The organism is Heliomicrobium modesticaldum Ice1, assembly GCF_000019165.1.
Lineage (GTDB): Bacteria > Bacillota > Desulfitobacteriia > Heliobacteriales > Heliobacteriaceae > Heliomicrobium > Heliomicrobium modesticaldum.
The window spans coordinates 640827-666959 of record NC_010337.2 but is presented as its reverse complement, the minus strand read 5'-3'; the positions used below and the strand labels follow the sequence as shown (position 1 = coordinate 666959).

Genomic DNA, 26133 nt, shown 5'->3' with positions numbered 1-26133 from the left:
GCAGGAGTGGGTGGAAGCAACATGTCTTTTTCTGTAGAAACGAAGGAAGAACTGGCCCGGATCCAACCACGCCGCCGCTGTTGCCAACTGGCGGAATTGGCGGCGCTTTTTCGGATGGACGGCTCCTTGCAGATCAGCGGCGAACAGGGCCTTTCCCTGACGGTCTCCACCGAGAGCGCCAGCTCGGCCCGCAAGATCTTCCGCCTGATCAAAGCCGTCTTCGGTGTACAGACGCAGATCCTCGTCCGCCGAAAGCGACGGTTGAAAAAGAGCAACGTCTACGTCATCTCCCTGCCGGCGCGCATCGGCGGCAGGGATGTCCTTCAGGAAATGGGCATCACCGACAGCCAAGGCGGTTTTTCCTTCGAGCCCCCATCGGAACTGCTCAAACGGCAGTGTTGCCGGCGCGCCTACCTGCGCGGGGCTTTCCTCGGCGGCGGTTCCGTCAACAGCCCAGAGGGAACCTACCACCTGGAGATCATCACCAATGACGAGACCCATGCCCGGATCCTCTCGGAACTGCTGCACCGGTTTGGCTTAACGGCTAAAGTGAGCCAGCGCAAGGGATGGTTCATCGTCTACCTGAAGGAGAGCGAACAGATCGTAGAGATGCTGAGCATCATCGGCGCCCATTCGGCGCTGCTCAACTTCGAAAATGTGCGCATCGTCAAAGGGATGCGCAACCAGGTCAACCGCCTCGTCAACTGTGAAACAGCCAACTTGAACAAGACTGTCGACGCCGCCTTGCGGCAGACGGAGATGATCCGGTTTGTGCAAAACCGCATCGGCTTCGCCAATCTGCCGTCCCAGCTGCGGGAAGTCGCCGAACTGCGCCTCCAGTATCCGGACGCCAGCTTGAAGGAACTGGGCCAGATGCTCAACCCGCCTGTAGGCAAATCAGGCGTCAACCACCGCCTGCGCAGGCTGGAGAGCCTGGCCGAGGCCTTTTCCCGGCAGGGCGGCGTGCCGAGGGAGGATTGAGCCGTGGCTCGCCGCACCGTCGCCTATCCCGTGCATGGCAAGAACTCCCTCCGGCATGTATACAGCCATGTTCCCTTCTGGCGGGTCTTTCGCAATGTCTTGATCATCCTGCTGGCCCGCTATGTCCCCTTTTTGGAGTGGAAGAACCGGCTCTACCGCTTGCTGGGCATGCGCGTGGGCAAGGACGCCTCGGTGGCTTTCATGGTGATGATGGATATCCTCCACCCGGAGTTGATCACCATCGGCAACGACTGCGTGATCGGCTATAATACGACCATCCTGGCCCATGAGTACCTGCTGCGGGAGTACCGCCTGGGCGAGGTGCGCATCGGCGACGGGGTGGTCATCGGCGCCAACAGCACCATCCTCCCGGGCGTGTCCATCGGCGACTATGCCATCGTGGCCGCCGGCGCCGTCGTGACGGCCGACGTGCCGCCCAACACCTTCGTGGCCGGCGTTCCCGCTCGGGTGATCCGCCAGCCCGCCTACCCGACACTCCCGGAGTGAGGGCGAGGCAACAGGCATAGACAGCACCGGGGGGTGATGGCCGATGCAAGTCGGATTGGGACAACAGATCGAACAGTCGCAAAGGTTGGTCATGACGCCCGAACTGCGTCAAGCGCTCGCTATCCTGCAGATGAACACCCTGGAATTATCCCTCTTCATAGGAAGGGAGCTGGTTCAAAACCCCTTGCTGGAGTCCCCGGATCCCCCCCGGGAGCGGGAGATGGCCGAGCGAAGGGAGTCTCCCTTTGGGCGGGAGATACAGGCAGAAGGGCCGACCCTGCAGGAACACCTGGAATTGCAACTGGGTCTCGCCTTGTCCGACGGCTTGCGCCGCTCTGTCGGCCGGTACATCATCGGCAATATTGACGACAAAGGCTACCTGCGCAGCGACCCTGCTGAGATTGCGGCGGCGACGGGCGTCGGCGAGGAGATCGTCGGCGAGGTGTTGGCGACGATCCAGTCTTTCGACCCGCCGGGGGTGGGCGCCCGCGACCTTGCGGAATGCTTGCGCATCCAGCTTTGCCGGCAGGGGAAGTTGACGCCCCATCTGGAGCGGATCTTGGAGGACCACCTGCCCGATGTGGCCGCCGGGCGCCTTCACCGCATCGCTCAACGGCTGAAGGTGACCGTCGGCGAGGTCCAGGCCATGGTGGACCGGCTCAAAGAGCTCGCACCCAAACCCGGCACTCCCTTTGGCAGGGAGGGGGATAACCGACCGATCCTGCCCGACGTGATCATTGAACAGATCGATGGGGAGTATCTGGTCCTTGTCAATGACGGCCTCCTTCCCCGATTGACCATCAACCGGACCTACCGCCACATCCTCAACGAGGAAGGCGCGCCGGGGGAGGCAAAAGCCTATGTGGAGGAGCGGCTCCATTCCGCCCTTTCGCTGATCCGCGCTATCGAACAGCGCCGATTGACCTTACATAAGGTCGTCAGCGCCATCGTCGAACGGCAGCGCCCCTTTTTAGAGCAGGGGCTTGCGGGCTTAAAGCCGATGACCCTGCGCGATGTGGCCCTGAAGACAGGCGTTCACGAGTCGACGGTGAGCCGATCTGTGGCGGGAAAATACGCCCAGACGCCGAGGGGCATCTTTGAACTGAAGTTTTTCTTCGGCAGCGGTGTTCGCACCGCCACCGGTGAGGAGAAGGCGACGGCCGGCGCGATCAAGCCCCTGATCCGGCAACTGATCGATGGGGAGGATAAACATCATCCGCTGAGTGACCAGCAGATCGCCGAGTCGCTGCACGAACAGGGCATTCCCCTATCGCGGCGGACAGTGGCCAAATACCGCGAGGAGTTAGGCATCCCGCCGACGGCGCAGCGCAGGCGGTATCGGTGAAAGCAGGCCTTGACAAAGGAGGGCGGCAAAGGACATTACACGAAGGTTAAAGTTGACAGTTGTCAGATTGTGCTGGAAGGAATTAAGTAGCGAATGTGGAATAGACTAAAAGGGTAGTACAACCTGAGAACTTTGCTTTGGAATAAGGGGGATTTATTGAATGGCAGTCCGTATCGGCATCAACGGCTTTGGTCGCATCGGCCGGCTCGCGGCGCGCGTGGCCATCGCTAACCCGGAAGTGGAGATTGTCGCCATCAACGATCTGACGGATGCGAAGACAAACGCCCACCTCTTCAAGTATGATTCCGTTCACGGCACCTTCCAGGGACAGGTCGCAGTGAGCAATGACAGCATAGAGATCGACGGAAAAGCGATCAAGGTCTTTGCGCAAAAAGATCCGGCCCTTATTCCCTGGGGGGACGTAGGCGTCGATATCGTCATTGAATCGACGGGCTTCTTCGTCGACGGCGAAAAGGCGTCGGCCCACCTGCGCGGCGGCGCGAAAAAAGTGATCATCTCCGCTCCCGCCAAGAACGAAGACATCACCGTTGTCATGGGTGTCAACGAGGACACCTATGATCCGGCGGCGCACCGGATCATCTCCAACGCTTCCTGTACGACCAACTGCCTGGCGCCGGTAGCCAAGGTTCTCAACGACCAGTTCGGCATCGTCAAGGGCTTGATGACGACCGTCCATGCCTATACGAACGACCAGAAGATCCTCGACCAGACCCACAAGGACCTGCGCCGCGCCCGCGCCGCCGCCATGTCCATCGTGCCCACCTCGACGGGCGCCGCCAAGGCGATCGGCAAGGTGATCCCCGAACTGGCAGGCAAGCTGAACGGTTTCGCCATGCGCGTGCCGACGCCGAACGTCTCTGTCGTCGATCTGGTTGTGGACGTGCAGAAAAAGACGACGGCGGAAGAGGTCAATGCGGCCCTGAAGACGGCTTCCGAAGGGGCCATGAAGGGCTTCCTGGGCTTCTCTGAACTGCCCCTCGTCTCTCGCGATTTCAACGGCACCACCTTTTCCTCTATCGTTGACGCCTTATCCACGATGGTCATCGACGGCGATATGGTCAAGATCGTCGCCTGGTATGACAACGAGTACGGCTACTCCTGCCGCCTGATCGACCTGGCCGCTTACGTGGCCGGCAAGGGGCTCTAATCGCCCCGAAGCGGCCTCGTTCCGCCCGGCGTCGGGCGGCTGCGAGCAAAGAAGGCGATCTTGAGGCGCCGTTCCGATAGCGAAGCAACGTAAATCGATCGAACCGGCGGGGCGCCCCCGCCGGGAAATTGACGGTGGAGGTTTGGGCGTTGAACAAACAGACTGTGCGCGATATCGATGTGCGGGGAAAAGGCGTCCTCGTGCGCGTCGATTTCAATGTTCCCGTCAACGAGGCTGGTGTGATCACCGATGACACCCGCATCCGGGCCGCCCTCCCGACCATTCAATATCTGATTCAAGAAGGGGCCAAGGTGATCTTGGCCTCCCATTTTGGCCGTCCCAAGGGGAAGGTGAACGACAAGTACCGCCTGACGGCCGTCGGGATTCGTCTGGCTGAACTGCTCGGACGTCCCGTGAAGAAGCTCGATGATTGCATCGGCCCTGAGACGGAGGCTGCTGTCCGGGCGATGGAAGCCGGCGATGTGGTCTTGCTGGAGAATGTCCGTTTTTACCTCGAAGAGGAGCAAAACGACCCTGCCTTTGCCCGCAAGCTGGCCGCGCTGGCGGATGTCTACGTGAATGACGCCTTCGGCACGGCCCACCGCGCCCACGCCTCTACGGCCGGCGTCGCCGCCTACCTGCCTGCCGTTGCCGGATTCCTGATGGACAAGGAGATCTCCATCATGGGCAAGGCCTTGGCATCGCCTGAGCGTCCTTTTGTGGCCATCATGGGCGGCGCCAAGGTGGCCGATAAGATCGCTGTCATCGACAACCTCCTCACCAAGGTGGACACGCTGATCATCGGCGGCGGGATGGCCAACACCTTCTTCTACGCCCTCGGGCGGGAAGTGGGCAGATCGCTCTGTGAAAAAGACAAGGCCGACACAGCCCGACAACTGTTGAACAAGGCAAAGGCCTCCGGCGTTCGTTTCCTGCTGCCCGTCGATGTGGTCGTCGCGGAGACGCTGGCTGCCGGCGTGCCCACGGCCGTCGTCCCTGCCGACGCCATTCCGGCTGACAAGGCGGCCCTCGACATCGGCCCTGAGAGCATCGCCCTCTTTGAACAGGCCTTGGCAAAAGCCCGGACAGTTCTCTGGAACGGACCGATGGGCGCCTTTGAGATAGCGCCCTTTGACCGGGGCACCCTGGGCGTAGCCAAGGCGATGGCCAAGGTGCAGGGCCTGTCGATCATCGGCGGCGGCGATTCTGTGGCTGCCGTGGAAAAAGCCGGTTTGGCCGATCAGATGACCCATGTGTCCACGGGGGGCGGCGCATCGCTGGAGTTCCTGGAAGGGCGCGAACTGCCCGGCGTCGCGGCCTTAAGCGATAAGTCTTGACGAGTGAGGCAGCGATGGATCGAGCCGGCTTGATCGAGCCCTCAACCGGTGATTGAGTTGGCATCCCTTGATAGATACAATCTGCTGGGACAATCGAAGGGGTATGCCGCAAGAGTGAATCCTGGTAAGGATGTGAGTGTATGCGGACACCTGTATTGGCAGGGAACTGGAAGATGTACCTGACACCGGCCGAGGGCCGGCAGATGATCGAGGCGTTGCGTCCCCTGGTCGAAGGAGTCGCGGACAGAGAGATTGTCCTCTGCCCGCCCTTCACTGCCTTGGCGGCAGCGGCTGATGCGATCGAAGGGTCGAATATCTCCATCGGCGGGCAGAACGTGCACCCGGCGCGGGAAGGCGCCTTTACCGGCGAGATCGCGCCGCCCATGTTGAAAGCCCTGGGTTGCCGCTATGTCATCATCGGCCACTCCGAACGGCGCCAGTACTTCGGCGAGACAGACGCCACGGTGGCGGAAAAAGTGCGGGCCGCTCTGGCGGAGGAGCTGATCCCCATCGTCTGCGTCGGCGAGACGCTGGAACAGCGGGAAAAGGGCGTCACCAATCCTGTTGTCGAGATCCAGGTTCGCCAAGGTCTGGACGGGCTGTCACCGGAGGAGCTCTCAGGCCTCATCATCGCTTACGAGCCGATCTGGGCCATCGGGACGGGGCGCACCGCTTCGCCGGACGATGCCCAGCAGGTCTGTGCCTTTATCCGCTCTGTCATGGCCAGGCTGGCCGGTGAGGGGGCGCAAAAAACGCGCATCCTCTACGGCGGCAGCGTCAAACCGGACAACATCAAGGAACTGATGAACCAGCCCGACATCGACGGCGCCCTCGTCGGCGGCGCCAGCCTCAAGGCAGAATCCTTTGCCCGAATCGTACGCTTTGAGGAACAATAAGCAAAGGGCAGGATAGGGCAAGCAGGTAACGGCAACGCTCTAAGGGATAACGCTTTAAGGGGCAACGCTCTAAGGGATAACGCTCTAAGAGATAACGCTTTAAGAGAGGCCGTCTAGAAAATAAGCAAATTCCTAGCCAGCCCTTGCAAAAGCATGATTTTTTAATACAAACAGCAAAAAACCAGAGTCTTTTTATCGGTCTCAGCAGCCCTTTTTGAGGATTTTCCTCAAAAAGGGCAGATCTCCCCCTTGCACCTTATGCGGCTTTTTTGAAAGCAACACCGCGTAAGGCGCTCACCTCCAACACCATGGTTGCATTCTTATCATTTCGTAGACGGTTGAGTTTTTGAAAGTTCGCCGCTAACGCGCTGAGCCGGGCGGCATAAGCCAGATTTCGTTTTCCGATACGGCGAACCCGGCGCAGTCCGTAACGGTTGACCAGTTCATTTTGCTTGGCTTCGATGCGGCTGCGAAGACGCATCTGTTCCTTATAGATTTTCGTTTGGGAGTGCTTTGCCGCCTCGAGCATGACACCATAGGCGTTGTGAATAAAAATCGTGCGCCGATGTTTCTTTTCTTTAAAACAGGTCGTGTAACGAGGGCAGTGCTTGCAATCATGGTCCTTGGCGCGAAGCACGAAGTTCTTCCCATCTGCCACTTCCGAATAGGTGGTGATGACTTTTCCTCTCGGGCAGATCAGTTGTGTTTGGTCTTCGGAAACTTGAAATCCCTCGCCCGCGAGGATATCACATTTTGTCTTTGGTGAAAGTGGCGCCACTACGTCAATGCCTTTTTCCTTGAGGGTGACACGGTCATCGCCCGCACCATAGTGGGTATCTCCAATGATCGTCGGGTTTTCTACACAATCGGTGGGAAGCTGATCCGCTAACGGCACCAGACTGGAGCCGTCATAGTCGTTGGCTTTCATGGCCTCGGCGGCGGCGATAAATCCGGAATTTCCGACTTCGACGATGGCCATCTTATACCCGCGCCATTTCGTCTTGCCCTTACAACCGAAACGGGCTTCGCTGTCTACAGCCGAAACTATCATATCTTTGACAGAACCGCCGGGGGCTATCTCAAGAGTTCCATCATCTTTCCGAATGATTCGTTCACGGAGGATACGGCAAAGCAAAAGGGCGTAATGAATGACATCGGGCTTCTTCTTCCACGAAGCCTCCGATGACTCCACGTAGGCCAGCAGTTCGTCAGCCTCGCTGACCACTTCAACAAGCCGTTCCATTTTGGCCTTATCGTCCAGGTTATGCTCTTTCACTTCCGTCACTGTTTCCAGGTAACGTACCGCCCGAGGGGCATGGGGGATTGCATGCCATGGAACACTGTATTGCTTCGCCAAAAGACGCACCAACAGGCGCATGGCTTGGCGGATCAGTTCGATGGTCGTGGGGGCACTGATGGGAGCTATGACATGGGTCGTGTCCGTTATCCAAGGTTCTTTCCCTGTCAAAACGCCCAGGTAGTACATCAACCGGATAAAGCGATCGAGATAGACCTTATCAAGTTCCTTTTGGATGAGCCGTTGCCGGTGGACGCCAAAATTGGCGTGATCAATGCCCGGTTCATCGAGGGCCATTCCTAACGCAAACTTGACCTCGATGTTCACACGTGTCTGTGCTTCCATCCCCCGGTCTGTTTCGCCCAGCATTTCCTGTAACATGCAGGCCATCGTCATCTGCCGGGCCGCATGACTGGGACGTCCGTTGTCAAGGCAATAGAGACCTGTAAAATCCTCCGGTTGTATTAATAGGGGCGCCAATTCACGAAACAGGCGAAAGACGGAATCGGCAGGCACAAGTTGGTCCCAGAGGGCTGCAAAGTCGTAAAAGCTAACTTGGGGATCCACATCGAATCGAAACAAGGTACATCGCCTCGCTATAAACAGTCTTTGTACCTATATCCTTCGACGCGAAGAGTCAAATTCCCTTTAAATTCCACCGATTTCCATATAAAAACGTCTTGCTTTTTGCCCTCTCTTGAGGGGGGTTTTTAGACAGACTCTAAGAGATAACGCTTTAAGAGATAACGCTCTAAGGGACAGCGCAAGGAAGTGACAACGCTTGTTATCATCGACGCAACAGAAGCCGGTCATGCTTATCGTCCTTGACGGTTGGGGCCTGCGGGAAGATGTGGAAGGAAATACGCTGAAGATCGCCAGCCTCCCCAACTATCAGCGCCTGCTGGAGACCTACCCACATACGTCCATCCAGGCTTCCGGCGAGTATGTGGGCCTACCGAAAGGGCAGATCGGCAACTCTGAAGTGGGTCATCTGAATATCGGCGCCGGTCGCGTCGTCTACCAGGAATTGACCCGCATCTCTAAGGCAGTGGAGACAGGAGAACTGGAAAAAAATCAGGTCCTCGCGGCGGCCATGGACCGATTAAAAGGAACCGACAAGGGGCTCCACCTGATGGGACTGCTTTCCGACGGCGGCGTGCACAGCCATATAGACCATCTCTTTGCCCTCCTCGATATGGCCGCGGCGCGCGGCGTCGAGCAGATCTTCGTTCACGCCTTTTTGGACGGCCGCGACGTGCCGCCTGCTAACGCCCAGGAGTACATCGATTCCCTGGAAAAGAAGCTGGGGCAGCTTGGCCGGGGACAATTGGCCACCGTCAGCGGCCGCTACTACGCCATGGACCGCGATCAGCGCTGGGAACGCGTTGAAAAAGCCTGGGACGCCATGGTCTACGGGCGCGGTGAAAAGGCGACGCTCGGCCGTTCCGCCGTTGAAGCCGCCTACCATGCCCGCGTCACCGATGAGTTTGTGCCGCCGACGGTGATCGTCGACGGCAAAGGCGAGCCGAAGGGAACCATCAAGGACGGCGACTCGGTGATCTTTTTCAACTTCCGAGCCGACCGGGCGCGTCAGCTGACGCGGGCCTTTGTGGACGCCGACTTTTCCGGCTTTGACCGCGGACCCCTGGCGCCGCAGGTGCATTTTTGCTGCCTGACCCAGTATGACGCCACCATCGATGCGCCGGTGGCCTTCATGCCCCAGAACCTGGAGAACACCTTCGGCGAGGTGATCGCCAAGGCCGGTTTGCGCCAGCTGCGCATCGCCGAGACGGAGAAATATGCCCATGTGACCTTCTTCTTTAACGGCGGCGTGGAAGAACCGAACGTCGGCGAGGAACGCATTCTCGTTCCGTCGCCGAAAGTGGCGACCTACAACCTGCAGCCGGAGATGAGCGCCAGAGAGGTGACTGACAGGGTATTGGCTGAGATTGAGGCGGAAAAATACGATGTCATCATCCTGAATTACGCCAACCCCGATATGGTCGGTCACACAGGCATGCTGCCGGCAGCCATTCAGGCCGTCGAGGCTGTGGACAAGTGCCTGGGCCGTGTCGCAGCGGCGGTGCTGGCAAAAGGCGGCGCCCTGTTGATCACGGCAGACCACGGCAACGTGGAAATGATGATCGACCCCCATGATGGCGGTCCCCATACGGCCCATACGACCGATCTGGTGCCCGTCATCCTCGTCAGCGACCGTCACAAAGACCGGCAACTGCGCCCTGCCGGCGCCCTAGAGGACATCGCGCCGACGTTGCTGGCACTGCTCGGCCTGGAGGCGCCGCCGGAGATGACGGGAAAGTCCCTCATCCTGTAGGTGTCGGGGACGCATGGGCCTGTTCACTGCTCCGCTCAGATCGCTCACAGCCAATTTGTCTTCTGCTGGATGAAATCCCTCTTGTGGCAAAAGATAGCTTACGATAGTCCTAAGAATCAAATCGTGTGGGAGGAATCGTTTCGATGTCTGTGATCGCTGAAATCTATGCCCGTGAGATCCTGGACTCGCGAGGGAATCCGACCGTGGAGGTCGATGTGGTGCTGGAAGACGGGACACGGGGTCGGGCGGCGGTGCCGTCGGGGGCATCCACCGGCGCTTATGAGGCGGTGGAACTGCGCGATGGTGACAAGGAGCGCTACCTGGGCAAGGGCGTCCAGAACGCTGTCGACAATGTGAACCTGGAAATCGCGCCGGAGCTGATCGGCTGGGACGTGACCCGCCAGATGGAAATCGACCGGCGCATGATCGAGCTGGACGGCACGCCCAACAAGGGGCGCCTTGGCGCGAACGCGATCCTGGGGGTCTCCATGGCTTGCGCCAAAGCGGCGGCCCAGTTTGTCGGCTTGCCCCTCTACCAGTATCTGGGCGGCGTTTTTGCCCGGGAACTGCCTGTCCCCATGATGAACATCCTCAACGGCGGCAAGCATGCCGACAACAACGTGGACATCCAGGAGTTCATGGTCATGCCTGTCGGCGCGACCAGCTTTTCCGAAGGCCTGCGCATGGGCGTTGAGGTCTTCCATGCCCTCAAAAAGGTGCTCAAAGGCAAAGGGATGAATACGGCTGTCGGCGATGAGGGCGGCTTCGCCCCCAACCTGTCTTCCAACGAGGAAGCCCTCCAGGTGATCATCGAGGCCGTCAAGGCGGCAGGCTACAACCCGGGCACGGACATCCTGCTCGCCGTCGACGCCGCCGCTTCGGAGATGTACAAAGACGGCAAGTACCACCTGGAAGGGGAGGGGAAGGTCAAGTCCTCTGCCGAGATGGTCGACTACTGGGAAGACCTCGTCAACCGCTACCCCATCATTTCCATCGAAGACGGCCTGAACGAAGACGACTGGGACGGTTGGAAACTGCTCACCGACCGCCTCGGCAAGCGGGTGCAGCTCGTCGGCGACGACCTCTTTGTCACCAACACAGAGAAGCTGGAAAAGGGCATGGAGATGGGTGTCGGCAACTCCATCTTGATCAAGGTCAACCAGATCGGCACGATCACGGAAACGCTGGCCGCCATCGAAATGGCGCGCCGGGCCGGCTATACCTCTGTCATCTCTCACCGCTCCGGCGAGACGGAAGACGCCACCATCGCCGACCTGGCCGTCGCGGTCAACGCCGGACAGATTAAGACAGGCGCGCCCTCCCGGACCGACCGCGTTGCCAAGTACAACCAACTGCTGCGCATCGAAGAAGAACTGGACGAGCAGGCCCTCTATCGCGGCAAGAAGACCTTCTTCAACCTCGAACGGCGTTAGGCGAGGCACTACGGCCTCGGCACCCGGGCACTTCGGCATCTTAGCATCCGGCGCCCCGGCAACTCGGCACTTCGGCAAATCGCGCCCCGGCAAATCGCACTCTGGCAACCGCATCAGGCTCCCCAGCAACAGAGGTTTGTCGGTAATATCTCGGAACGATCCGACAGGGCAACTCGGGGCTGGGGCCTTGCCGGATAACCGGGATGCTTCCACAAATGGTATGCATTGCATGGATTCAGGATAAAATATGTCTGCGGGATCCGGGTGTCCGACCCGGATCCTCTTGTCTTTTGCCAAAAACCTTCATGACCTGGCGGGTCGCAAGCGATGATGTAAACGTCTTTTCATAAAAAAAATAGAAGAGGCTGCACTCCTTTCACCGGGAATGCTCACGATCAGCGCCGCTGACTTGTCTTTATTTGGTGGGCATGCTAAAATTCATATGTCAAATGTCAGGATTACGATAAGGGGAGGTGTAACGTTGACCACATTTATCATCATTGTTCACATCATCGCCAGCATCGGCTTGATGGCCTCTGTCGTTATGCAATCGGGAAAAAGCGCCGGCCTGTCTGGAGCGATCGCCGGCGGGGCTGAAAGCTTTTTTGGCAAGAAAAAAGGGCTCGACGACTTGCTCAGCAAGCTGACGGTGGTCTTTGCTGCAATCTACTTGCTCAGTGCCCTGGGGCTTTCCATGGTGGGTTGATGACTGAAGCGGGAAAAATGAATTAGGGGATTTTCGAACTGCGGGAATGAACATGAGGAGCGTGAACACTCCGTGAATTACCCGTTGATCGCGGCGGTGGCCGGCGTCGTCGGCCTTCTCTTTGCCGCCTATCTGGCTGTAAGCGTCTTAAAAGAGGACCAAGGGACCCAGCGCATGAAAGAGATCTCTCAAGCGATTTTTGAAGGGGCCATGGCCTTTTTGAACCGCCAGTACAAAACCCTCATCCCCTTTGCGGTGGTCATCTTCGGCGCCTTGCTGGCCGGCAACTGGGGCAACCAGAAACTTGCCTGGGGGCAAGCCATCTCCTTCCTGGTCGGCGCCGGTTTCTCCGCCGTTGCCGGTTATGTGGGCATGACCATCGCCACCAAGTCCAACGCCCGGACGACGGCTGCGGCGATGCGCGGCCTCAATGAAGCCCTGTCGGTCGCCTTCCGCGGCGGCGCTGTCATGGGCATGTCTGTCGCCGGACTCGGTCTGCTCGGTGTCTCCGTCCTCTACATCGTCTTCGAGGATGCTGTCATCATCAACTCCTTCGCCTTCGGCGCCTCCGTCATCGCCCTCTTCGCCCGTGTCGGCGGCGGCATCTACACCAAGGCGGCCGACGTCGGCGCTGACCTGGTCGGCAAGGTCGAGGCCGGCATCCCGGAAGACGACCCGCGCAACCCTGCCGTCATCGCAGACAACGTAGGCGATAACGTAGGTGACACGGCCGGCATGGGTGCTGACCTCTACGAGTCCTATGCAGCCACCACCATCGCCGCCATGTTGATCGGCGTCACCGTCTTCCCGGGCCGTCTGGAAGGTCTTTACTACCCGCTGCTTATCGGCGCCGCCGGGATCATTGCCGCCATCATCGCCTCCTTTCTGGTGCGCACCACCGAAGACGGCGATCCGCAGATGGCCCTGAACAAAGGCCTCTGGGGCACCAACTTCCTGACGGCGATCGCCACCTACTTCATCGCCGCTTCCCTCTTCGAGGGCGTCACGGCCGATCCGAAGGTATTTCCTTCCGGTGTGCCCATCGGCCTGACGATCTCTGTCGTCGCCGGCCTGCTCGTCAACGTGGCCGTCGGCTGGGTCACCGAATACTACACCTCCTACAACTATAAACCGGCCCAACATATCGCCTCGTCCTCTCTGACCGGCCCGGCTACGAACATCATCGCCGGCATCGGCGTAGGTCTCAAATCGACAGCCTTACCTATTATTGTGATTGTCATTGCGATTGCTGTCTCCTACCAGTTCGCCGGGATCTACGGCATTGCCATGGCCGCCATGGGCATGCTCTGCACGGCTGGCATGGTCGTCGCCATCGACTCCTTCGGTCCTGTCGCCGACAACGCCGGCGGCATCGCCGAGATGGCCGAGCTGGGGCCGGAAGTCCGGAAAAAGACGGACAAGCTGGATGCTGTCGGCAATACCACCGCTGCCGTGGCTAAGGGCTTCGCCATCGGTTCGGCAGCGCTCACCGCCTTAGCGCTGTTCACCGCCTTCGCCGAAGAGGTCATCAAATCGCCCGGCGTCGCCAGCGCCTTAGCCGGCGGCCACTTCGTCCTTAACCTGCTCGAACCGAAGATCATCATCGGCCTCTTCATCGGCGGCACCGTGCCCTTCCTCTTCTGTGCCTTTGCCATGGAGGCCGTCGGCAAAGCCGCCTTTGATATGATCGGTGAGGTCCGCCGCCAGTTCCGAGAGATCCCCGGTCTGATGGAAGGCAAAGCCAAGCCCGATTATGCCCGTTGTGTCGATATCTCCACCCGGGCGGCCATTCGTCAGATGATCGCCCCCGGCCTCTTGGCCGTCATCACGCCGCTCATCGTCGGCTTCAGCTTTGGCGCACAGGCATTAGGCGGCATGCTCGCCGGTGTCACCGTCGCAGGCGTTCTGTTAGCCATCTTCATGGCCAACGCCGGCGGTGCCTGGGACAATGCCAAGAAGTACATCGAGAGCGGTAAACATGGCGGGAAGGGGACGGAAGCCCACGCCGCTGCCGTCATTGGCGACACCGTCGGCGATCCCTTCAAAGACACCGCTGGACCCTCTTTGAACGCCTTGATCAAGGTGACCGGCACCATTTCCCTGATCATTGCCCCCTTCCTGAACCTGTAATGCAAGATCCTTCGACCAGGCGCGCCTGTCTCCGCCGCCAGACGGGGCGGGGTGCGATCCTTCCCTTGACGCCGCTTAGCCAATTCGGAATGACCGATAGTGACACCGGGGCCTTCGATGGTCTCGGTGTTTTTTTATGGACCGGGCAAAATGTGCTATAATAGGTCTATCCTACCCTGGAAAGGAGCCCTTGCCGTGTTCAACATCGGCTTTCCCGAACTCCTGTTGATCTTCATCGTTGCCCTCATCGTCCTCGGTCCCGGCAAACTGCCGGAAGTGGGACGGAGCGTCGGCAAGGCCCTCGGCGAATTCCGGCGAGCCGCCGACGGTCTTACATCGCAATTGAAAGAAGCGATGGCTCCCGTCAAAGAGATAAAGTCTGCCGTTGATGATGTGGCCGCGCCTGTCCGGGAAGTCCGTTCCGCAGTGACCGACCCGAAAGGGTACGTGGCAGATAAGGCAAAAGAAAGGCTGCTGGGAAGGGCGACCGAAATAAGGACCGAACAAACAGCCGTCCAATCGACAGACCGAGCGACAGACCAACCGACAGACCAACCGACAGACCAATCGACAGACCAATCGACAGACCAATCGACAGACCAATCGACAGACCGAGCGACAGACCAATCGACAGGCCAACCGACAGACCAACCGAAAGAACAATCGAAAGAACAATCGAAAGATCGATCGAAAGACCAATCGATTTCGCCAACCTTTGACCCTGCTGGGAAGACTGCAGAAAAGTCCATAGAGACAGACAAACCGGCGCAACCGGCGGCGAAGATTGAACAAAAGGATGGTGAGCGTCGATGACGATCAGCCTGACCGATGACGGCATGTGTTTTTGTTGCGGCCAAAACAACCCCATCGGCTTGAAGCTCGCCTTCGCCTGGGAAGGAGACGACTATGTAACCTACTTCACCCCCGGGGCGGTGCACCAGAGCTACGCCGGCATCACCCATGGCGGCATCGTCTCAACGGTGCTCGACGAGGTGATGGGGCGGATCATGTCGTCGAGAGGCATCCCTGCCGTCACCGCCCGCATGGAGGTTCGTTTTCGCCATGCTGTTCCGACGGGCGAACGGGTTCGCTTTGCTGCTCGCATCGTCCGGGAACGAGGAAAGGTGATCGACGCGTCAGCGACGGCTGTCCTCGCTGACGGCCGCATCGCTGCGGAGGCGACAGGGCGCTTTTTGGTGCACGCAGCACCAGCCTCTTCTGAAGAGACGGCAATGTAGATCAGCGCCTTTGCCTCTTTTGGACCAGGCATTATACCTGACAAGATGATGAGAAAGGAACCGATGTGTCCATGGACTCCCCATCTAATCTGCCGTCGCGGGAAGCGGCATTGAAACTCCTAGCCCGGTACAACAGCAACCGCAACCTCTTTAACCACATGCTCGCTTGTGAAGCTGTCATGGGCGCCCTCGCCCAACGGTTTGGTGCCGATGAGGCCAAGTGGCGCCTGGCCGGCTTGCTGCATGACATCGATTATGACCAGACAAAAGATGATCCCCTGCGGCACAGCCAGGTGGGCGCAGACATCCTGGCTGAAGCGGGATACCCGGACGATGTTGTCTACGCCGTCCGCGTCCACAACGACGTCCACGGCCTGCCCCGCCTGAGCCGGATGGACAAAGCCCTGTACGCCGTCGATCCCTTGACCGGCCTGATCGTCGCCGGTGCGTTGATTAAAAAAGAAAAAGACGTGCGCCTCATAGACACCGACTTTTTGCTGAAACGGTTCAAAGAAAAGAGCTTCGCCCGGGGTGCCCGACGCGATCAGATCGAGGCTTGCAGCGAGATCGACCTGAGCCTCGAAGTATTTATCAGCATCGGCCTCGAGGCCATGCAAGCGATTGCTCCAGAACTCGGGATCGCAGGCAAATAACAGGCAACCGCTGACCGCCGCGATTCGTTGCTCCATAACCATCAGATAAAAAGAATGCTGAGGCTAACGGTGATGACGGTACAATACGGAAGGAGGGGCCCGGATGGGTGACGGCCATAAAGTCCTCTGCGAGAACCGGCGCGCCCGCCACGATTACCATATCGATGAGACCTACGAGGCCGGCATGGCGCTGAAGGGGACAGAGATCAAGTCGCTCCGTCAAGGCAAGGGCAATCTGAAAGACGCCTTCGCCCGCGTCGAAAACGGGGAAGTCCTGCTCTACAACATGCACATCAGCCCCTTCGAACAGGGCCACAGCTTCAACCACGAGCCGACGCGCACCCGCAAGCTGCTCTTGCATCGGAACGAGATCCGCAAGCTGAGTGCTGCCACCTACCAAAAAGGACTGACCCTCGTGCCCTTGCGCGTCTACTTAAAGCGGGGCTATGCCAAGCTGGAACTGGCCATCGCTCGCGGGAAAAAGCTCTACGACAAGCGTGACGCCATCGCTCGTCGCGATGCTGAACGGGAGATGGCTCGAGCCATGCGGCAGCGGGAAAAGGGAGAGTAACCAACAGAGAAAGTGGAAAAAGTGCGGCCTTCATCAGGTCGCACTTTTTTAATCGTGACAGCCCCACACCGGAGATCGTACGCCGAAGATGGGCCAGCGTACCTTGTTAGGCGGTATGAGCATCTGGATAGTGAAAGCCATCCCTAGCGGTTATCTGGAGAGGTCATCCCTATCGAAGCGCTCATCTTGAGTATCGTCGATGTCTATGACGCAATGAAGACCATCAGTAACAGCTCTTCCGATCCATAAAAAACTGCACATCGTCCAGGGCCTCGCCAAAGCGCTGGAAGTGGACCACTTCCCGCTCTCGGAGGAAGCGGAGGACGTCTTTGACACCGGGATCGTCTGTCAGGTTGATGAGGTGCTCATAGGTGACGCGGGCCTTCTGTTCTGCTGCCAGGTTTTCATGGAGATCTGTGATAGGATCGCCGGTTGCCTGAATATAGGCGGCTGTCCAGGGAACGCCATTGGCGTCGGCATAGTAGAGGGCATTGTCGTGCTGGGCATAAAAACCGCCTAATCCGGTTTCACGCAGCTTTTCTGCCGGAACACCATCGATCAGTTTGTAGATGAGGGTGGCGATCACTTCCAGGTGGGCCAGTTCTTCTGTGCCGATATCGGTGAGCAGCCCCTTAGCCTTCTTCGTAGGCATCGTATACCGCTGCGTCAGGTACCGCAACGCGGCGGCCAGCTCTGAATCAGGTCCGCCGTACTGGGCGAAAAGGAACTTCGCCATGCCGATGTCGCACTTCTCCACTCGGACGGGGTACTGGAGCTTTTTCTCATAAATCCACATTGCTTGTTATCTACCCTCCCGACCGCGTCAGCAGTAATCGATTTCCCAAGGCCAAGGCGTCTCGATCCAGTTCCAGGGGTACCGTCCGGGGCAGTACCCTTCTACTGTCAATAGGGCGTACCGTTGTTCATAGGCGTGTTTCAGCTTTTTTAGTTCATCGGTGACGCGGGTAAAGTCCCGCAGGGCGGCTTTGTCGTTCGGGTGGGTGTCCAAAAAAAGGTTCAAGTCAACGGCGACAAACTCCAATTCCTGGATGCGCCGGAGCAGTTCTAACTGGTGCCGGTCCATATGTCAGCCTCCCTCCCCTCTCATCGACGGTGCCGGTCGTGGCAGTAGGGGCGGTAGAGACCGGGGAAAATCGTTCCCTTGCAGAGCGCTTCTGCAGGCGGGTAGAAGGGCGGGCAATACTGCTGGTAAGGCACAAAGGCCTGGGCCAGTTTCCAACCGGGTTTCATCATCTCCGGCGGTACCGTGATGGCAGGGTCGTATGACTCGCATGGGTCACAGGGTGCCGGCCGGTGTTCCATAGGTTCACGAGCGACGGGCTCGACAGGCATGGGTGCGCAGGGGGGCATGGGCATCGGTATCGGCAGCGGTTGGCGCCCTATCGGTTCCATCGGCATGGGCATCGGCATGGGCGCGCAAGGGGGGATGGGCATCGGTTCGCCTGCAATCGGCTCGACCTGCGGGCAGGGCTCAGGAAGCCCACATTCGTGCTTCGGCGGACAAGGCGGCGGACAGGGTCTTGCCGGCGGTGGCGGCGGACAGGGGCGTGGCGGCGGTGGCGGTGGCGGCGGCGGCGGTGGCGGTGGTGGCGGCGGTGGCGGTGGCGGTGGTGGCGGCGGTGGCGGTGGCGGTGGTGGCGGCGGTGGCGGCGGACAGGGGCGTGGCGGCGGTGGCGGTGGCGGCGGCGGCGGTGGCGGTGGTGGCGGCGGTGGCGGTGGCGGTGGTGGCGGCGGTGGCGGCGGTGGCGGTGGCGGCGGTGGCGGCGGTGGTGGCGGCGGCGGTGGTATAATCCGCTCGGGTGCTATCGGCGTGTAGGGCACTTTCGGATAGCCGGTCGGTGGTTTCCGATCCATGACGATTGAGCACCTCCTCATGTTCGCTCCATCATATGCCAATACAGTAAAAAAGGTCCCGCCGGGAGGCGAGACCTGTACGCGATTATGGAATGAATTCCAGCGGATCCGTTGAAGCGGAGAGATGGTTTGCAGAAATGGGCGGCATGATAGGCTGTAAGGAAAAATGCTCAGGCATAAAATGACCTTGCCGCCGTTATCGAGCGAATAAGATGAGGTGAGGCGGTGACAGCAAAAGGAAGATGTAGACTGCTGAATCACCGGCTGCCATTTTCGAGCGCAGGATTAGGTGAGGCTGAGCAAAAAGTTCTCGATTCGGTTCAAACCTTCCGTGATGTTCTCCATGGAGGTGGCGTAGGACAGACGGACATGGGTGTCGATACCGAAGCCCGATCCGGGAACCAGAGCGACCTGCGCCTGCTCCAGGAGCAGGTCGGCGAAGTCGTCGGAACCGTTGATCCTCCTGCCTGCAAAGGTACTGCCGATGATCTTCGATATGTTCATCATCACGTAAAAGGCGCCATTGGGTTTGAGACAGGACAATCCCGGGATGGCGTTGATCCGCTCGACCATATAGTCTCTTCTGCGGACAAATTCGCCGACCATCGTGCCGACGATGTCTTGGGGACCGGTGATCGCAGCAAGGGCGGCCTTTTGGGCGATCGAGTTCGGGTTTGACGTGGCATGGCTCTGGATGTTGGCCATGATTTTGGCGATGGGAGCATTGGACGCCGTGTAACCGATCCGCCAGCCTGTCATCGAATAAGCCTTGGATACGCCGTTGACGATGATCGTCTGTTCCTTGATCTTATCGTTAATGGAAGCGATGCTCACATGCTCAAAGTCATCGTAAATCAGCTTCTCATAGATTTCATCGGAAATGACAAAAATGCCATACTCGACGGCCAGATCGGCGATCTCAGCCAGTTCCTCTTTCGAATAGACCATGCCGGTGGGGTTGCTCGGGCTGTTCAGGACGAGGGCTTTTGTCTTCGAGGTCAAAGCCTGCTTGATCTGTTCGACGGTGAATTTGAAACGGCTCTCTTCCGTGGTGTACACGAAGACGGGAACGGCGTCAACCAGTTTCACCATCTCCGGATAGCTGACCCAGTAGGGCGCAGGGATGATGACTTCATCGCCGGGGTTGCAGATAGCCTCGAAGGCGTTCACCAAGGAGTGTTTGGCGCCGTTGCTGACGATGATGTTCGCCGGCGCATAGTCGACACCGTTTTCTGCTTTCAGTTTATCGCAGATGGCCTGTTTTAACTCCAACGTGCCCGAAGCCGGGGTATACTTGGTAAAGCCCGCTTCAATCGCTGCGATGGCCGCCTGTTTCACATGATCAGGTGTATCGAAATCCGGTTCGCCTGCACCAAAGCCGATCACATCGACGCCTTCAGAACGCATCTTCTTTGCTTTTGCGTCTATCGATAAAGTGGGTGAAGGATGAATCGATAATCCTTTTTTTGACAAATTCATTTACGGTCCCTCCAACTCTGATAGTAAATCACATCCTCCATTGTAACGCATGAAGGCCCCCGATGAAAAAGCCTTCGCCCAATTTGGCTAGAATTATATTGTATACATCATCATCCAGTCCATGCCTGCCCGTGAGCTTGTCTTTCTTTACGTGTCTTGCCTGATTGCAAATCGCTCCAATTCAATAAAATGATGGATGGCATTGCTTTTGGTCTTTCCTTGTGTTAAAATACACTATAGTCATGCAGCCTGCGGATAGCTGGGCTGTTTGACCGACAAACCCGGGTGGGCGCCACAGCGTTCCTGCCGGGTGGATATTGAATAGGGGGGCGTAATGGTTTCGACGGGGAACGGGTTGGCCTGGGACGCGAGCCGGGTTGCCGCCAGGACCGTAAAAAGGGCGGAAGGCTTTAATTGCCGAAGAAAACTACGCTTTAGCTGCTTAATTGCAGTCTAACCTCTTCTCCTCTGTGCTCTCGGTGAGGATGTAAGGGGTCATTTAAGGGAGCTGGCTCGGACCAATTCTCGGAGGTCCGGGCGAGACTCATCGAGATAGCCTGACCAACGCTTTGTCTGTTGTGCGGAAGGATGGCGAAATCTAAAACGACAGAATACGCTCGTAAATGCCTTTGTTGGCTCTTCTTCGGACGCTGGGTTCGACTCCCGCCGCCTCCACCAGATTATCTACCATCTATTGATAAAAAGAATTTTATCGGTGGGTGGTTTTTATATTGTCTAAAAAGCCGGTATTAAAGCCGCTCCTGCGTTTTAGCGGAGCGGCTTTTAATGTCTATGGCAGGTTATTAAGGCGTAGTGAAATAAACTCCCTGGTATTTTTCTGTGGGATTGGTATGGGGTAATCGTTGAAAGTTAGCAGGGGTGTGCATCGCCAACGGGTAATCGTTGAAAGATTGGGGAAACGTTCCAAATGAGTCGTTCGATAAAAGTTGGACCTATTCTTATAACGATGCTTGTGGAATGTTGTTGTTTCATCCTCAGACAATAAGCCATTTTTTTGTAGGCGGAGTAATTTATGTAAAGCAATGCTCTTTAGCCCCCTGCCTGTAAGATCCATGTCATTTAGGGTCACGCCTTACTTGATAGTACCTCAACACCTCGTCTACAGATGGATCACCAGTTGCTATATTTTCATCAAACACATTTGCTGCTACGATTGCTTTGAGTCTGTTCAACTGCATCTCATCAAGGCTATTGAATTTCTCCCACCACTCAGCAGTTAGATTATCTTTGTACTTGAAGCGGTGGATGATGAATGCTTCAGGCATCCATAGAATTTTATGGAACTCGTCAATATCTTTTCCGAAGGCCTCCTCAAAGAAGGACTTCCCGCGGCCTATCTTACCCTTCGTTGAATTGAGAACAGCCTGTACCGCTCGAATGAACTTACGGTTCCAATGTTTGCCTATGTAGTCGCGGTTTTGGAAGTACTTAGGATCGTCAATGGGGTGGAACTTCATTGGAAAGGAGTAAATTGTCACGCCGAGCTCATCGCACAAGTCGATATTGATCTTCATGCGGTAATACAGATCGTCAGGTTGGTCCTCAAAGTTATAAAGCAGATAATTAGACAGATCCGTGATACCGTGCTTTACTGCTGTACGTATTGCTGCCTCATAAGTGTCTTTCATGGAGTAGTGGTCGAAGGCGATCCGAAGCGGGCGGATGTTGATCTCGGCTAGTTTCTTCATTTTCTTCTCGGTTACAAGACGAGCGTCTACGCCTTGGTTAAAGTCGATAATACGCATACGCTTGATAGGTTTAAAGTATTTCTCATAGAGTGGGCGCGCTTTTTCATCAAACTCGATGATCGCATCCGGGCTTGCCACTTCCGCATAGAGTAGGTTACGTTTTTCGCGTTCCAGATAGAAATCTGCCTGCTCTGCCTCCGAAAGTCTATCGGAAATACGGTCATAAAGCTTGATGAGCTTCCTAGTATAGGCCCGCACGTTATATCCTTCGCGGATGTTCTTCATGGCGATGTCGTATTCACTCTCTGGGATGTATGTAGCACCTCGTTCGAACCCACACTCTTTGATTTCATCGATGATTTTTTCAAAATGCTTCGAGGCAAAAACGTTGTTGTCCATGAGCAGTAGGTTCTTTTGTGGACCAAAGCGTTCAGTGGCCAGCCTGATTTGTTCCTTCAACCCTATATAATCCTTGTACTCTGGCTCCAGGCTAGGGACAGCACAAAAAGCACACTTGCGATGGCAACCTCGCGTCATGTACGCTAGATAAGCGTTATTAACCGGATACTGATAGTCAATCTCCTCCAGGATAGAGTAATCCAACGGCAGTTCGTCGATGATGTATTCATTATCGGCATCCAGCATGCCTGGTTTGTTCAGGAGGCCACATAAAGGGTCAATCCCGGTTTCTTGCAAGATCTTATCATGTAAAATGCTCGCGGCGATTCCCCCCACGATGATCCTTCCATCTTCCGAGCAGAACTTTTTAGCATAGTTGATCGTGTCGATCGTTTCCCGCCAGTAAAAAGTGAACAGGGTTGTAATCCCGATAACATCAAACTGCGGGAACATGCCGTTTCTATAACGAAGGCGGTATTCCTTTAGGATCACATCCTGTTCACTATTCCTGAAATTAGGAATCGTGTCGAGCGGAGCGAATTTGCCGGTCTTAATATGCTCGATGAACTTGGGTACGTACTTTCCCAGCTTAGGGTCTTTCACCTCCGCCAGAAACTCTTCGCACAACAGCTTGGCTGCAAACACTTTGAGATCGCCTTTAAAAAAACGGACATCATCGCCTCGGTTGCGGTAATAGGTAGCCAACTTCATGAGGCCCATGGGCGGATATTTGTTTTTGTAATTTGGTTCAATCAATAGTATCTTTTGGTTCATTGAAGACCTTCCTCGATTTTGCTAATAATCATCTCAGCAGTTTTGCTGTCAGTTACCGAAGTAATGATGCTAAATATCTTTGAAATAAGCTTGCGCTCTGCCTTGTTATATTGTGAAAGCCTGTCTGTACGACGAAACATTCCGCTTTTTTCAGACTCCTCTTCGTCATCTTTCGGCGGTTTTATAGGGGGCACCACTACCGCAATTACCGGTTTAGGGCGCTCAACTTCAATCCGTTGGATGACTTTTTGCATCAGTCCATCGGCCTTGTCTTTTATTTTATCGATTTTTTCCAGTGCGTTCTCCGCTTCCTTCTTTGACTCAAGAACGACCTTTAGCTCGCGTTCGCGATGCTCCTTATCGACAAAGACGCCTGCTTTATCTTTTTCTTTGAACTCGGTATTCTTTTTTTCGTATGCATCAATTTTCTTGTATGAGCTGTTAATAGTGGAGCCGGTGTAGTAGATTTTACGGAGCTCTTCATTGAAGTATCTTCGCAGCTCAAGCTCGAAATAAGCTCTGGCAGGATTCTCATTGAAATAATCGCGCTGTGAATTGGGGATCAAATCCTTGTTCACAGCGAAAACCTCGCCGATAAAATAGCTGTTGCCACGGTCCTCTTTGAATAGCTTCTGTAGTGCGTCCTCACCACCAATCTGGATGTTTTCTTTACGCAATCGTAGACCGCGCATCTGATTGATCTTCGGGATAGCTTTCTGGAACCTCGATACACCGACCCACATCCACGCGAACAATTCTCCGTTTTTATAGAAGTCCTGGAAGTGGACACCGAAAATATCGTCATACTTTGTACCCGTTGATGAGTCCTTCAGTATAGTTGTATATTTCTTGAATATCGGCTCCCCATTAAGTGTTATATTATATTCGTCAATTTTAACACCGAGTTCCTGAGCATGCTTGTAAACGTCGGTTCGGTAATAAAAGCTACTCTGGTAAGGAACCGGAGCGACGAACGACAAATAGTCCTTGACCTGTTGAAAATCGAGTAGGTCAGTGTTCTCTGGGTTGATATCGATCAACTCCACCCGAAAGAAGTGCGAATCAATATCGTTTGTCTTTTTTTGTTCAAAACGATTGATGGCATTCAGCACTTCGTTTGCAGTGTGCTTCTTGCCACGCGTGTTCTCGTCTATAAGCCCCCGCATCTTCTTGGCATCGCATACCATTAAAGATACAGTGTCCTCACCTTTGGCTGACGATATGAAAATAAGTTCTTTACAATACGCAAGGCCGCACAGCCTACCGATACCCCTGAATCCTTTGTCTTCGCCGATTTTCTTGTCGGAGTCAGCAATATTTCCTAGCGTTTGTTGGAAAGAGGCGGCAGGAATACCCGTGGCATTGTCTTCAATGACAATGGTGCGCTGATCACGATCTAGCCATATCTTAATGGTGCCTTCATCCTGTTTCAAAATCTCATCTTTTACGGCTTTATCGATCTGATCACAGGCGTTCTGAATGTACTCGCGGTAGATTACCTTGGAGTCCTGGTACATTCCTGTTGTAAGGTTTTCAAGGATGTTCGCGCCAAATACGTAGTCTTTCATATCTCTCAATCCCCTCGGTTTACTTGAACTGCTTGTAAATGGGCTTGGGGAACCGGATCTTCAAAAGGGAGCGGAAGATGGGGTTCTGAACCAGATAATCACCTTGCTCGAGGCGCGTCAGCATATTCTGGTATGTGCTCGGAAGGCTTCTATAATCAGCCGTCGATGTCTCTATAGAGTTGGTTCTGCCGTACGCGTGTGTAGCGCAGTTGCCGGTCACGCGCGGATGGATAGCAGAACGGAATTGCTCTGCCGCGAAGAGGACAACCCCCAGAGAACGACCGCGCTCCGTAATGTCAAGGATTTCCCGTAGGATAGGCGACGACTTTGGTATCTCCTTAGACGCGTACTTGTTAAGCTCATCGATGAAAATAATAATTCGTGACGGTGGCTCAACTCCGGACTCGGCGTCATACTCTCCCAACTTCAAGTTGTAAATGGTCCGGACGGCGTCACCAAAGACAAATGCCTGCTTGTCTTCAGGTAGTTTGGCGATATCAATTACGTACACTTCATTCTCACGTATCTTTTTTAGTTCGTCAGCTAGGCGGCATTCATGCTTGCTGGGATCAGGACGATTGGCAAACATGTCATCGTTCTTGGTGGCTTTATTGATAATGCGCTTGAACTTCCGCCAGCTGAGCACCGAGATTTCATTGGAAACCCGTTGTTGGCTACTGCGCCCCGCTGGCTGCGACCGCTGGGAGAGTTCATCGACTTTCTCTCTGAATTCAGTCCACGTATTGACACGCCCACCGCCGAAATCTTGGTCGTTATCGTCAATGATTTTGCTAATGATCGCTTCCATGGTCTGCTGCGGGTCGTCAATATCGGCAAATAACATTTCAAGGCTCTCTTTATCATCCTCATATGAGTACTTAAACTTCTTTAATTGACCATACTCCGTATATGACTTTACGTCGTCTATGGATAGATATGTACTCTGTTTGGCCGATGTATTACTCGTGTATGGAATGTAGTACTTTACATTCTTGAACGGTTCTGTAGACAAACCCAGCGCTTTGTATTCTGCAAGAACCCGCTCCTTCTCGCCAGGGTTGTCGGTTGAGAAGTCATTTGGACGGTCTATTGCCATTAGGTCTTTTCCTTTAACATTGAAAATGACAAAAGCCACACTATCGTCCGTATCGGCTTTCAGGTACTGATCTTGTATGGCTTTCATCAAGAACATTGCGTAAGAAGTCTTCGACGCAAGCCCGGATATACCAGAAATATTGAGATGTGCTCCTTCCGGCCCCAGGAGGAACTTTGAATTCAGAAACACAGGGAGGGTGACCTCCTCAGAAGTGCCTTCATACATCTTTAGCGAACCGCATACCAGAGGGTTTTGAATCACTTTCAGCCCGAGAGCTGTCGTAATCTCATCAGCTGTAGCGAGATATACCTTGGCGTTGTTATGTACAGGGGTGTACAGGTTTTTGCTGTTGAAGGAAACCTTAGCCTTGGCATAATTCATACCAACACGCAAAGTTGGCTCATCTATATCAACATCGCCAAAGTCACTGGAGATGAAATTCGTCAAGAAACTCTGGGCATCCGTGATGTGCGATATGTTCTCGATTACACCGAACGTATAAGAGCCCTCTATATGCACAACCTTTACGATATCGAACGCGTGGAGTTTCAAGTCCGAATTCGTCCAGAAGTTAAACTCATCCATGGTAGTAGGGTTTTTCTCAGTAGCCAGGACGCGACCAATTAATTTGCTCAT

At 55.8% G+C, this 26133-nt stretch carries 23 protein-coding genes and 1 other RNA gene; 16 read left to right on the top strand and 8 right to left on the bottom strand.

Going from position 1 to position 26133, the window contains the following annotated elements; genetic code table 11:
* The first annotated feature begins 21 nt into the window (after positions 1–21).
* From whiA to tpiA, 6 genes are all read left to right on the top strand, one after another.
* Complete coding sequence (gene whiA, locus HM1_RS03025) at positions 22–981, top strand: DNA-binding protein WhiA (RefSeq protein ID WP_012281803.1); 960 nt, start codon at positions 22–24, stop codon at positions 979–981.
* A gap of 3 nt (positions 982–984) precedes the next feature.
* The gene (locus tag HM1_RS03020) at positions 985–1488 is read left to right on the top strand and encodes an acyltransferase (protein ID WP_012281802.1); all 504 of its coding nucleotides are present in this window, start codon (positions 985–987) and stop codon (positions 1486–1488) included.
* Positions 1489–1531: 43 nt separating this feature from the next.
* Complete coding sequence (rpoN, locus tag HM1_RS03015) at positions 1532–2833, top strand: RNA polymerase factor sigma-54 (protein ID WP_012281801.1); 1302 nt, start codon at positions 1532–1534, stop codon at positions 2831–2833.
* Between the two features lie 160 nt (positions 2834–2993).
* On the top strand, positions 2994–4001 hold the full coding sequence (gap, locus tag HM1_RS03010) for a type I glyceraldehyde-3-phosphate dehydrogenase (RefSeq protein WP_012281800.1): 1008 nt from the start codon (positions 2994–2996) through the stop codon (positions 3999–4001).
* A gap of 149 nt (positions 4002–4150) precedes the next feature.
* Positions 4151–5338 carry a phosphoglycerate kinase gene (locus HM1_RS03005; protein ID WP_012281799.1) on the top strand — a complete coding sequence of 396 codons (1188 nt, stop codon included), beginning with the start codon at positions 4151–4153 and terminating at the stop codon, positions 5336–5338.
* Positions 5339–5478: 140 nt separating this feature from the next.
* Positions 5479–6234 (top strand): triose-phosphate isomerase, encoded by a 756-nt coding sequence (gene tpiA / locus HM1_RS03000; protein ID WP_012281798.1) that lies wholly within the window; start codon positions 5479–5481, stop codon positions 6232–6234.
* 256 nt (positions 6235–6490) lie between these two features.
* Here tpiA and HM1_RS02995 read toward each other — a convergent pair whose 3' ends face one another.
* Positions 6491–8113, bottom strand: a complete 1623-nt coding sequence (locus HM1_RS02995) for an IS1182-like element ISHmo2 family transposase (RefSeq protein WP_012281187.1) — start codon at positions 8111–8113, stop codon at positions 6491–6493.
* Positions 8114–8342: 229 nt separating this feature from the next.
* Here HM1_RS02995 and gpmI point away from each other — a divergent pair, with 229 nt between their 5' ends.
* The 8 genes from gpmI to smpB all read left to right on the top strand — a co-directional run bounded on the left by gpmI (position 8343) and on the right by smpB (position 16597).
* Entirely contained in the window at positions 8343–9866 is a 1524-nt protein-coding gene (gpmI, locus tag HM1_RS02990) for a 2,3-bisphosphoglycerate-independent phosphoglycerate mutase (protein WP_041314453.1), read from the top strand.
* A 143-nt stretch (positions 9867–10009) separates the two neighbouring features.
* Complete coding sequence (gene eno / locus HM1_RS02985) at positions 10010–11299, top strand: phosphopyruvate hydratase (RefSeq protein ID WP_012281796.1); 1290 nt, start codon at positions 10010–10012, stop codon at positions 11297–11299.
* Positions 11300–11780: 481 nt separating this feature from the next.
* A complete protein-coding gene (secG, locus tag HM1_RS02980; protein WP_012281795.1) occupies positions 11781–12005 on the top strand; it encodes a preprotein translocase subunit SecG in 225 nt (74 codons plus the stop codon).
* Positions 12006–12077: 72 nt separating this feature from the next.
* Positions 12078–14135 (top strand): sodium-translocating pyrophosphatase, encoded by a 2058-nt coding sequence (locus tag HM1_RS02975; RefSeq protein ID WP_012281794.1) that lies wholly within the window; start codon positions 12078–12080, stop codon positions 14133–14135.
* Positions 14136–14330: 195 nt separating this feature from the next.
* Positions 14331–14948, top strand: a complete 618-nt coding sequence (gene tatB / locus HM1_RS16350; protein WP_012281793.1) for a Sec-independent protein translocase protein TatB — start codon at positions 14331–14333, stop codon at positions 14946–14948.
* Positions 14945–15373 carry a PaaI family thioesterase gene (locus tag HM1_RS02965; RefSeq protein ID WP_012281792.1) on the top strand — a complete coding sequence of 143 codons (429 nt, stop codon included), beginning with the start codon at positions 14945–14947 and terminating at the stop codon, positions 15371–15373. Before tatB ends, HM1_RS02965 begins: the two co-directional genes overlap by 4 nt.
* A gap of 71 nt (positions 15374–15444) precedes the next feature.
* The gene (locus HM1_RS02960; RefSeq protein WP_012281791.1) at positions 15445–16026 is read left to right on the top strand and encodes an HDIG domain-containing metalloprotein; all 582 of its coding nucleotides are present in this window, start codon (positions 15445–15447) and stop codon (positions 16024–16026) included.
* Positions 16027–16129: 103 nt separating this feature from the next.
* Positions 16130–16597, top strand: a complete 468-nt coding sequence (gene smpB / locus HM1_RS02955) for an SsrA-binding protein SmpB (RefSeq protein ID WP_012281790.1) — start codon at positions 16130–16132, stop codon at positions 16595–16597.
* A 223-nt stretch (positions 16598–16820) separates the two neighbouring features.
* Here smpB and HM1_RS02950 read toward each other — a convergent pair whose 3' ends face one another.
* The 3 genes from HM1_RS02950 to HM1_RS15690 are packed head-to-tail and all read right to left on the bottom strand — an operon-like array spanning position 16821 to position 18052.
* Entirely contained in the window at positions 16821–17393 is a 573-nt protein-coding gene (locus tag HM1_RS02950) for a manganese catalase family protein (protein WP_012281789.1), read from the bottom strand.
* A gap of 27 nt (positions 17394–17420) precedes the next feature.
* Positions 17421–17681, bottom strand: coding sequence for a spore coat protein CotJB (locus HM1_RS02945; RefSeq protein WP_012281788.1), 261 nt, complete (start codon positions 17679–17681; stop codon positions 17421–17423).
* A 20-nt stretch (positions 17682–17701) separates the two neighbouring features.
* A complete protein-coding gene (locus HM1_RS15690) occupies positions 17702–18052 on the bottom strand; it encodes a spore coat associated protein CotJA (RefSeq protein WP_049754017.1) in 351 nt (116 codons plus the stop codon).
* An 86-nt stretch (positions 18053–18138) separates the two neighbouring features.
* Between HM1_RS15690 and HM1_RS15685 the strand changes: the two genes are divergently transcribed.
* Entirely contained in the window at positions 18139–18408 is a 270-nt protein-coding gene (locus HM1_RS15685) for a hypothetical protein (RefSeq protein WP_187147832.1), read from the top strand.
* A gap of 349 nt (positions 18409–18757) precedes the next feature.
* Here HM1_RS15685 and HM1_RS02935 read toward each other — a convergent pair whose 3' ends face one another.
* Positions 18758–19951, bottom strand: coding sequence for a pyridoxal phosphate-dependent aminotransferase (locus tag HM1_RS02935; RefSeq protein WP_012281785.1), 1194 nt, complete (start codon positions 19949–19951; stop codon positions 18758–18760).
* 325 nt (positions 19952–20276) lie between these two features.
* Here HM1_RS02935 and ssrA point away from each other — a divergent pair.
* Positions 20277–20629, top strand: a transfer-messenger RNA (tmRNA) gene (gene ssrA / locus HM1_RS14855).
* A gap of 398 nt (positions 20630–21027) precedes the next feature.
* Here ssrA and HM1_RS02930 read toward each other — a convergent pair.
* Genes HM1_RS02930 through HM1_RS02920 form a run of 3 tightly spaced genes read right to left on the bottom strand, consistent with a single transcriptional unit; the run spans position 21028 to position 26133 of the window.
* Positions 21028–22833, bottom strand: coding sequence for a radical SAM protein (locus HM1_RS02930; RefSeq protein WP_012281784.1), 1806 nt, complete (start codon positions 22831–22833; stop codon positions 21028–21030).
* Positions 22830–24401, bottom strand: a complete 1572-nt coding sequence (locus tag HM1_RS02925) for an ATP-binding protein (protein ID WP_041313189.1) — start codon at positions 24399–24401, stop codon at positions 22830–22832. The genes HM1_RS02930 and HM1_RS02925 overlap by 4 nt, the downstream gene beginning before the upstream one ends.
* Before the next feature lie 19 nt (positions 24402–24420).
* On the bottom strand, positions 24421–26133 hold the full coding sequence (locus HM1_RS02920) for an ATP-binding protein (RefSeq protein ID WP_012281782.1): 1713 nt from the start codon (positions 26131–26133) through the stop codon (positions 24421–24423).

Excerpts from the sequence above, each read along its gene's own strand:
- rpoN (WP_012281801.1), top strand. The coding sequence starts at position 1,532 with ATGCAAGTCGGATTGGGACAACAGATCGAACAGTCGCAAAGGTTGGTC.
- whiA (WP_012281803.1), top strand. The coding sequence starts at position 22 with ATGTCTTTTTCTGTAGAAACGAAGGAAGAACTGGCCCGGATCCAACCA.
- tpiA (WP_012281798.1), top strand. The coding sequence starts at position 5,479 with ATGCGGACACCTGTATTGGCAGGGAACTGGAAGATGTACCTGACACCG.
- HM1_RS02920 (WP_012281782.1), bottom strand. The coding sequence starts at position 26,133 with ATGAGCAAATTAATTGGTCGCGTCCTGGCTACTGAGAAAAACCCTACT.
- HM1_RS02930 (WP_012281784.1), bottom strand. The coding sequence starts at position 22,833 with ATGAACCAAAAGATACTATTGATTGAACCAAATTACAAAAACAAATAT.
- smpB (WP_012281790.1), top strand. The coding sequence starts at position 16,130 with ATGGGTGACGGCCATAAAGTCCTCTGCGAGAACCGGCGCGCCCGCCAC.
- gpmI (WP_041314453.1), top strand. The coding sequence starts at position 8,343 with ATGCTTATCGTCCTTGACGGTTGGGGCCTGCGGGAAGATGTGGAAGGA.
- HM1_RS02950 (WP_012281789.1), bottom strand. The coding sequence starts at position 17,393 with ATGTGGATTTATGAGAAAAAGCTCCAGTACCCCGTCCGAGTGGAGAAG.
- HM1_RS15690 (WP_049754017.1), bottom strand. The coding sequence starts at position 18,052 with ATGCCCATCCCCCCTTGCGCGCCCATGCCGATGCCCATGCCGATGGAA.
- gap (WP_012281800.1), top strand. The coding sequence starts at position 2,994 with ATGGCAGTCCGTATCGGCATCAACGGCTTTGGTCGCATCGGCCGGCTC.
- HM1_RS02935 (WP_012281785.1), bottom strand. The coding sequence starts at position 19,951 with ATGAATTTGTCAAAAAAAGGATTATCGATTCATCCTTCACCCACTTTA.
- HM1_RS02925 (WP_041313189.1), bottom strand. The coding sequence starts at position 24,401 with ATGAAAGACTACGTATTTGGCGCGAACATCCTTGAAAACCTTACAACA.
- eno (WP_012281796.1), top strand. The coding sequence starts at position 10,010 with ATGTCTGTGATCGCTGAAATCTATGCCCGTGAGATCCTGGACTCGCGA.
- HM1_RS02945 (WP_012281788.1), bottom strand. The coding sequence starts at position 17,681 with ATGGACCGGCACCAGTTAGAACTGCTCCGGCGCATCCAGGAATTGGAG.
- HM1_RS02965 (WP_012281792.1), top strand. The coding sequence starts at position 14,945 with ATGACGATCAGCCTGACCGATGACGGCATGTGTTTTTGTTGCGGCCAA.
- HM1_RS02960 (WP_012281791.1), top strand. The coding sequence starts at position 15,445 with ATGGACTCCCCATCTAATCTGCCGTCGCGGGAAGCGGCATTGAAACTC.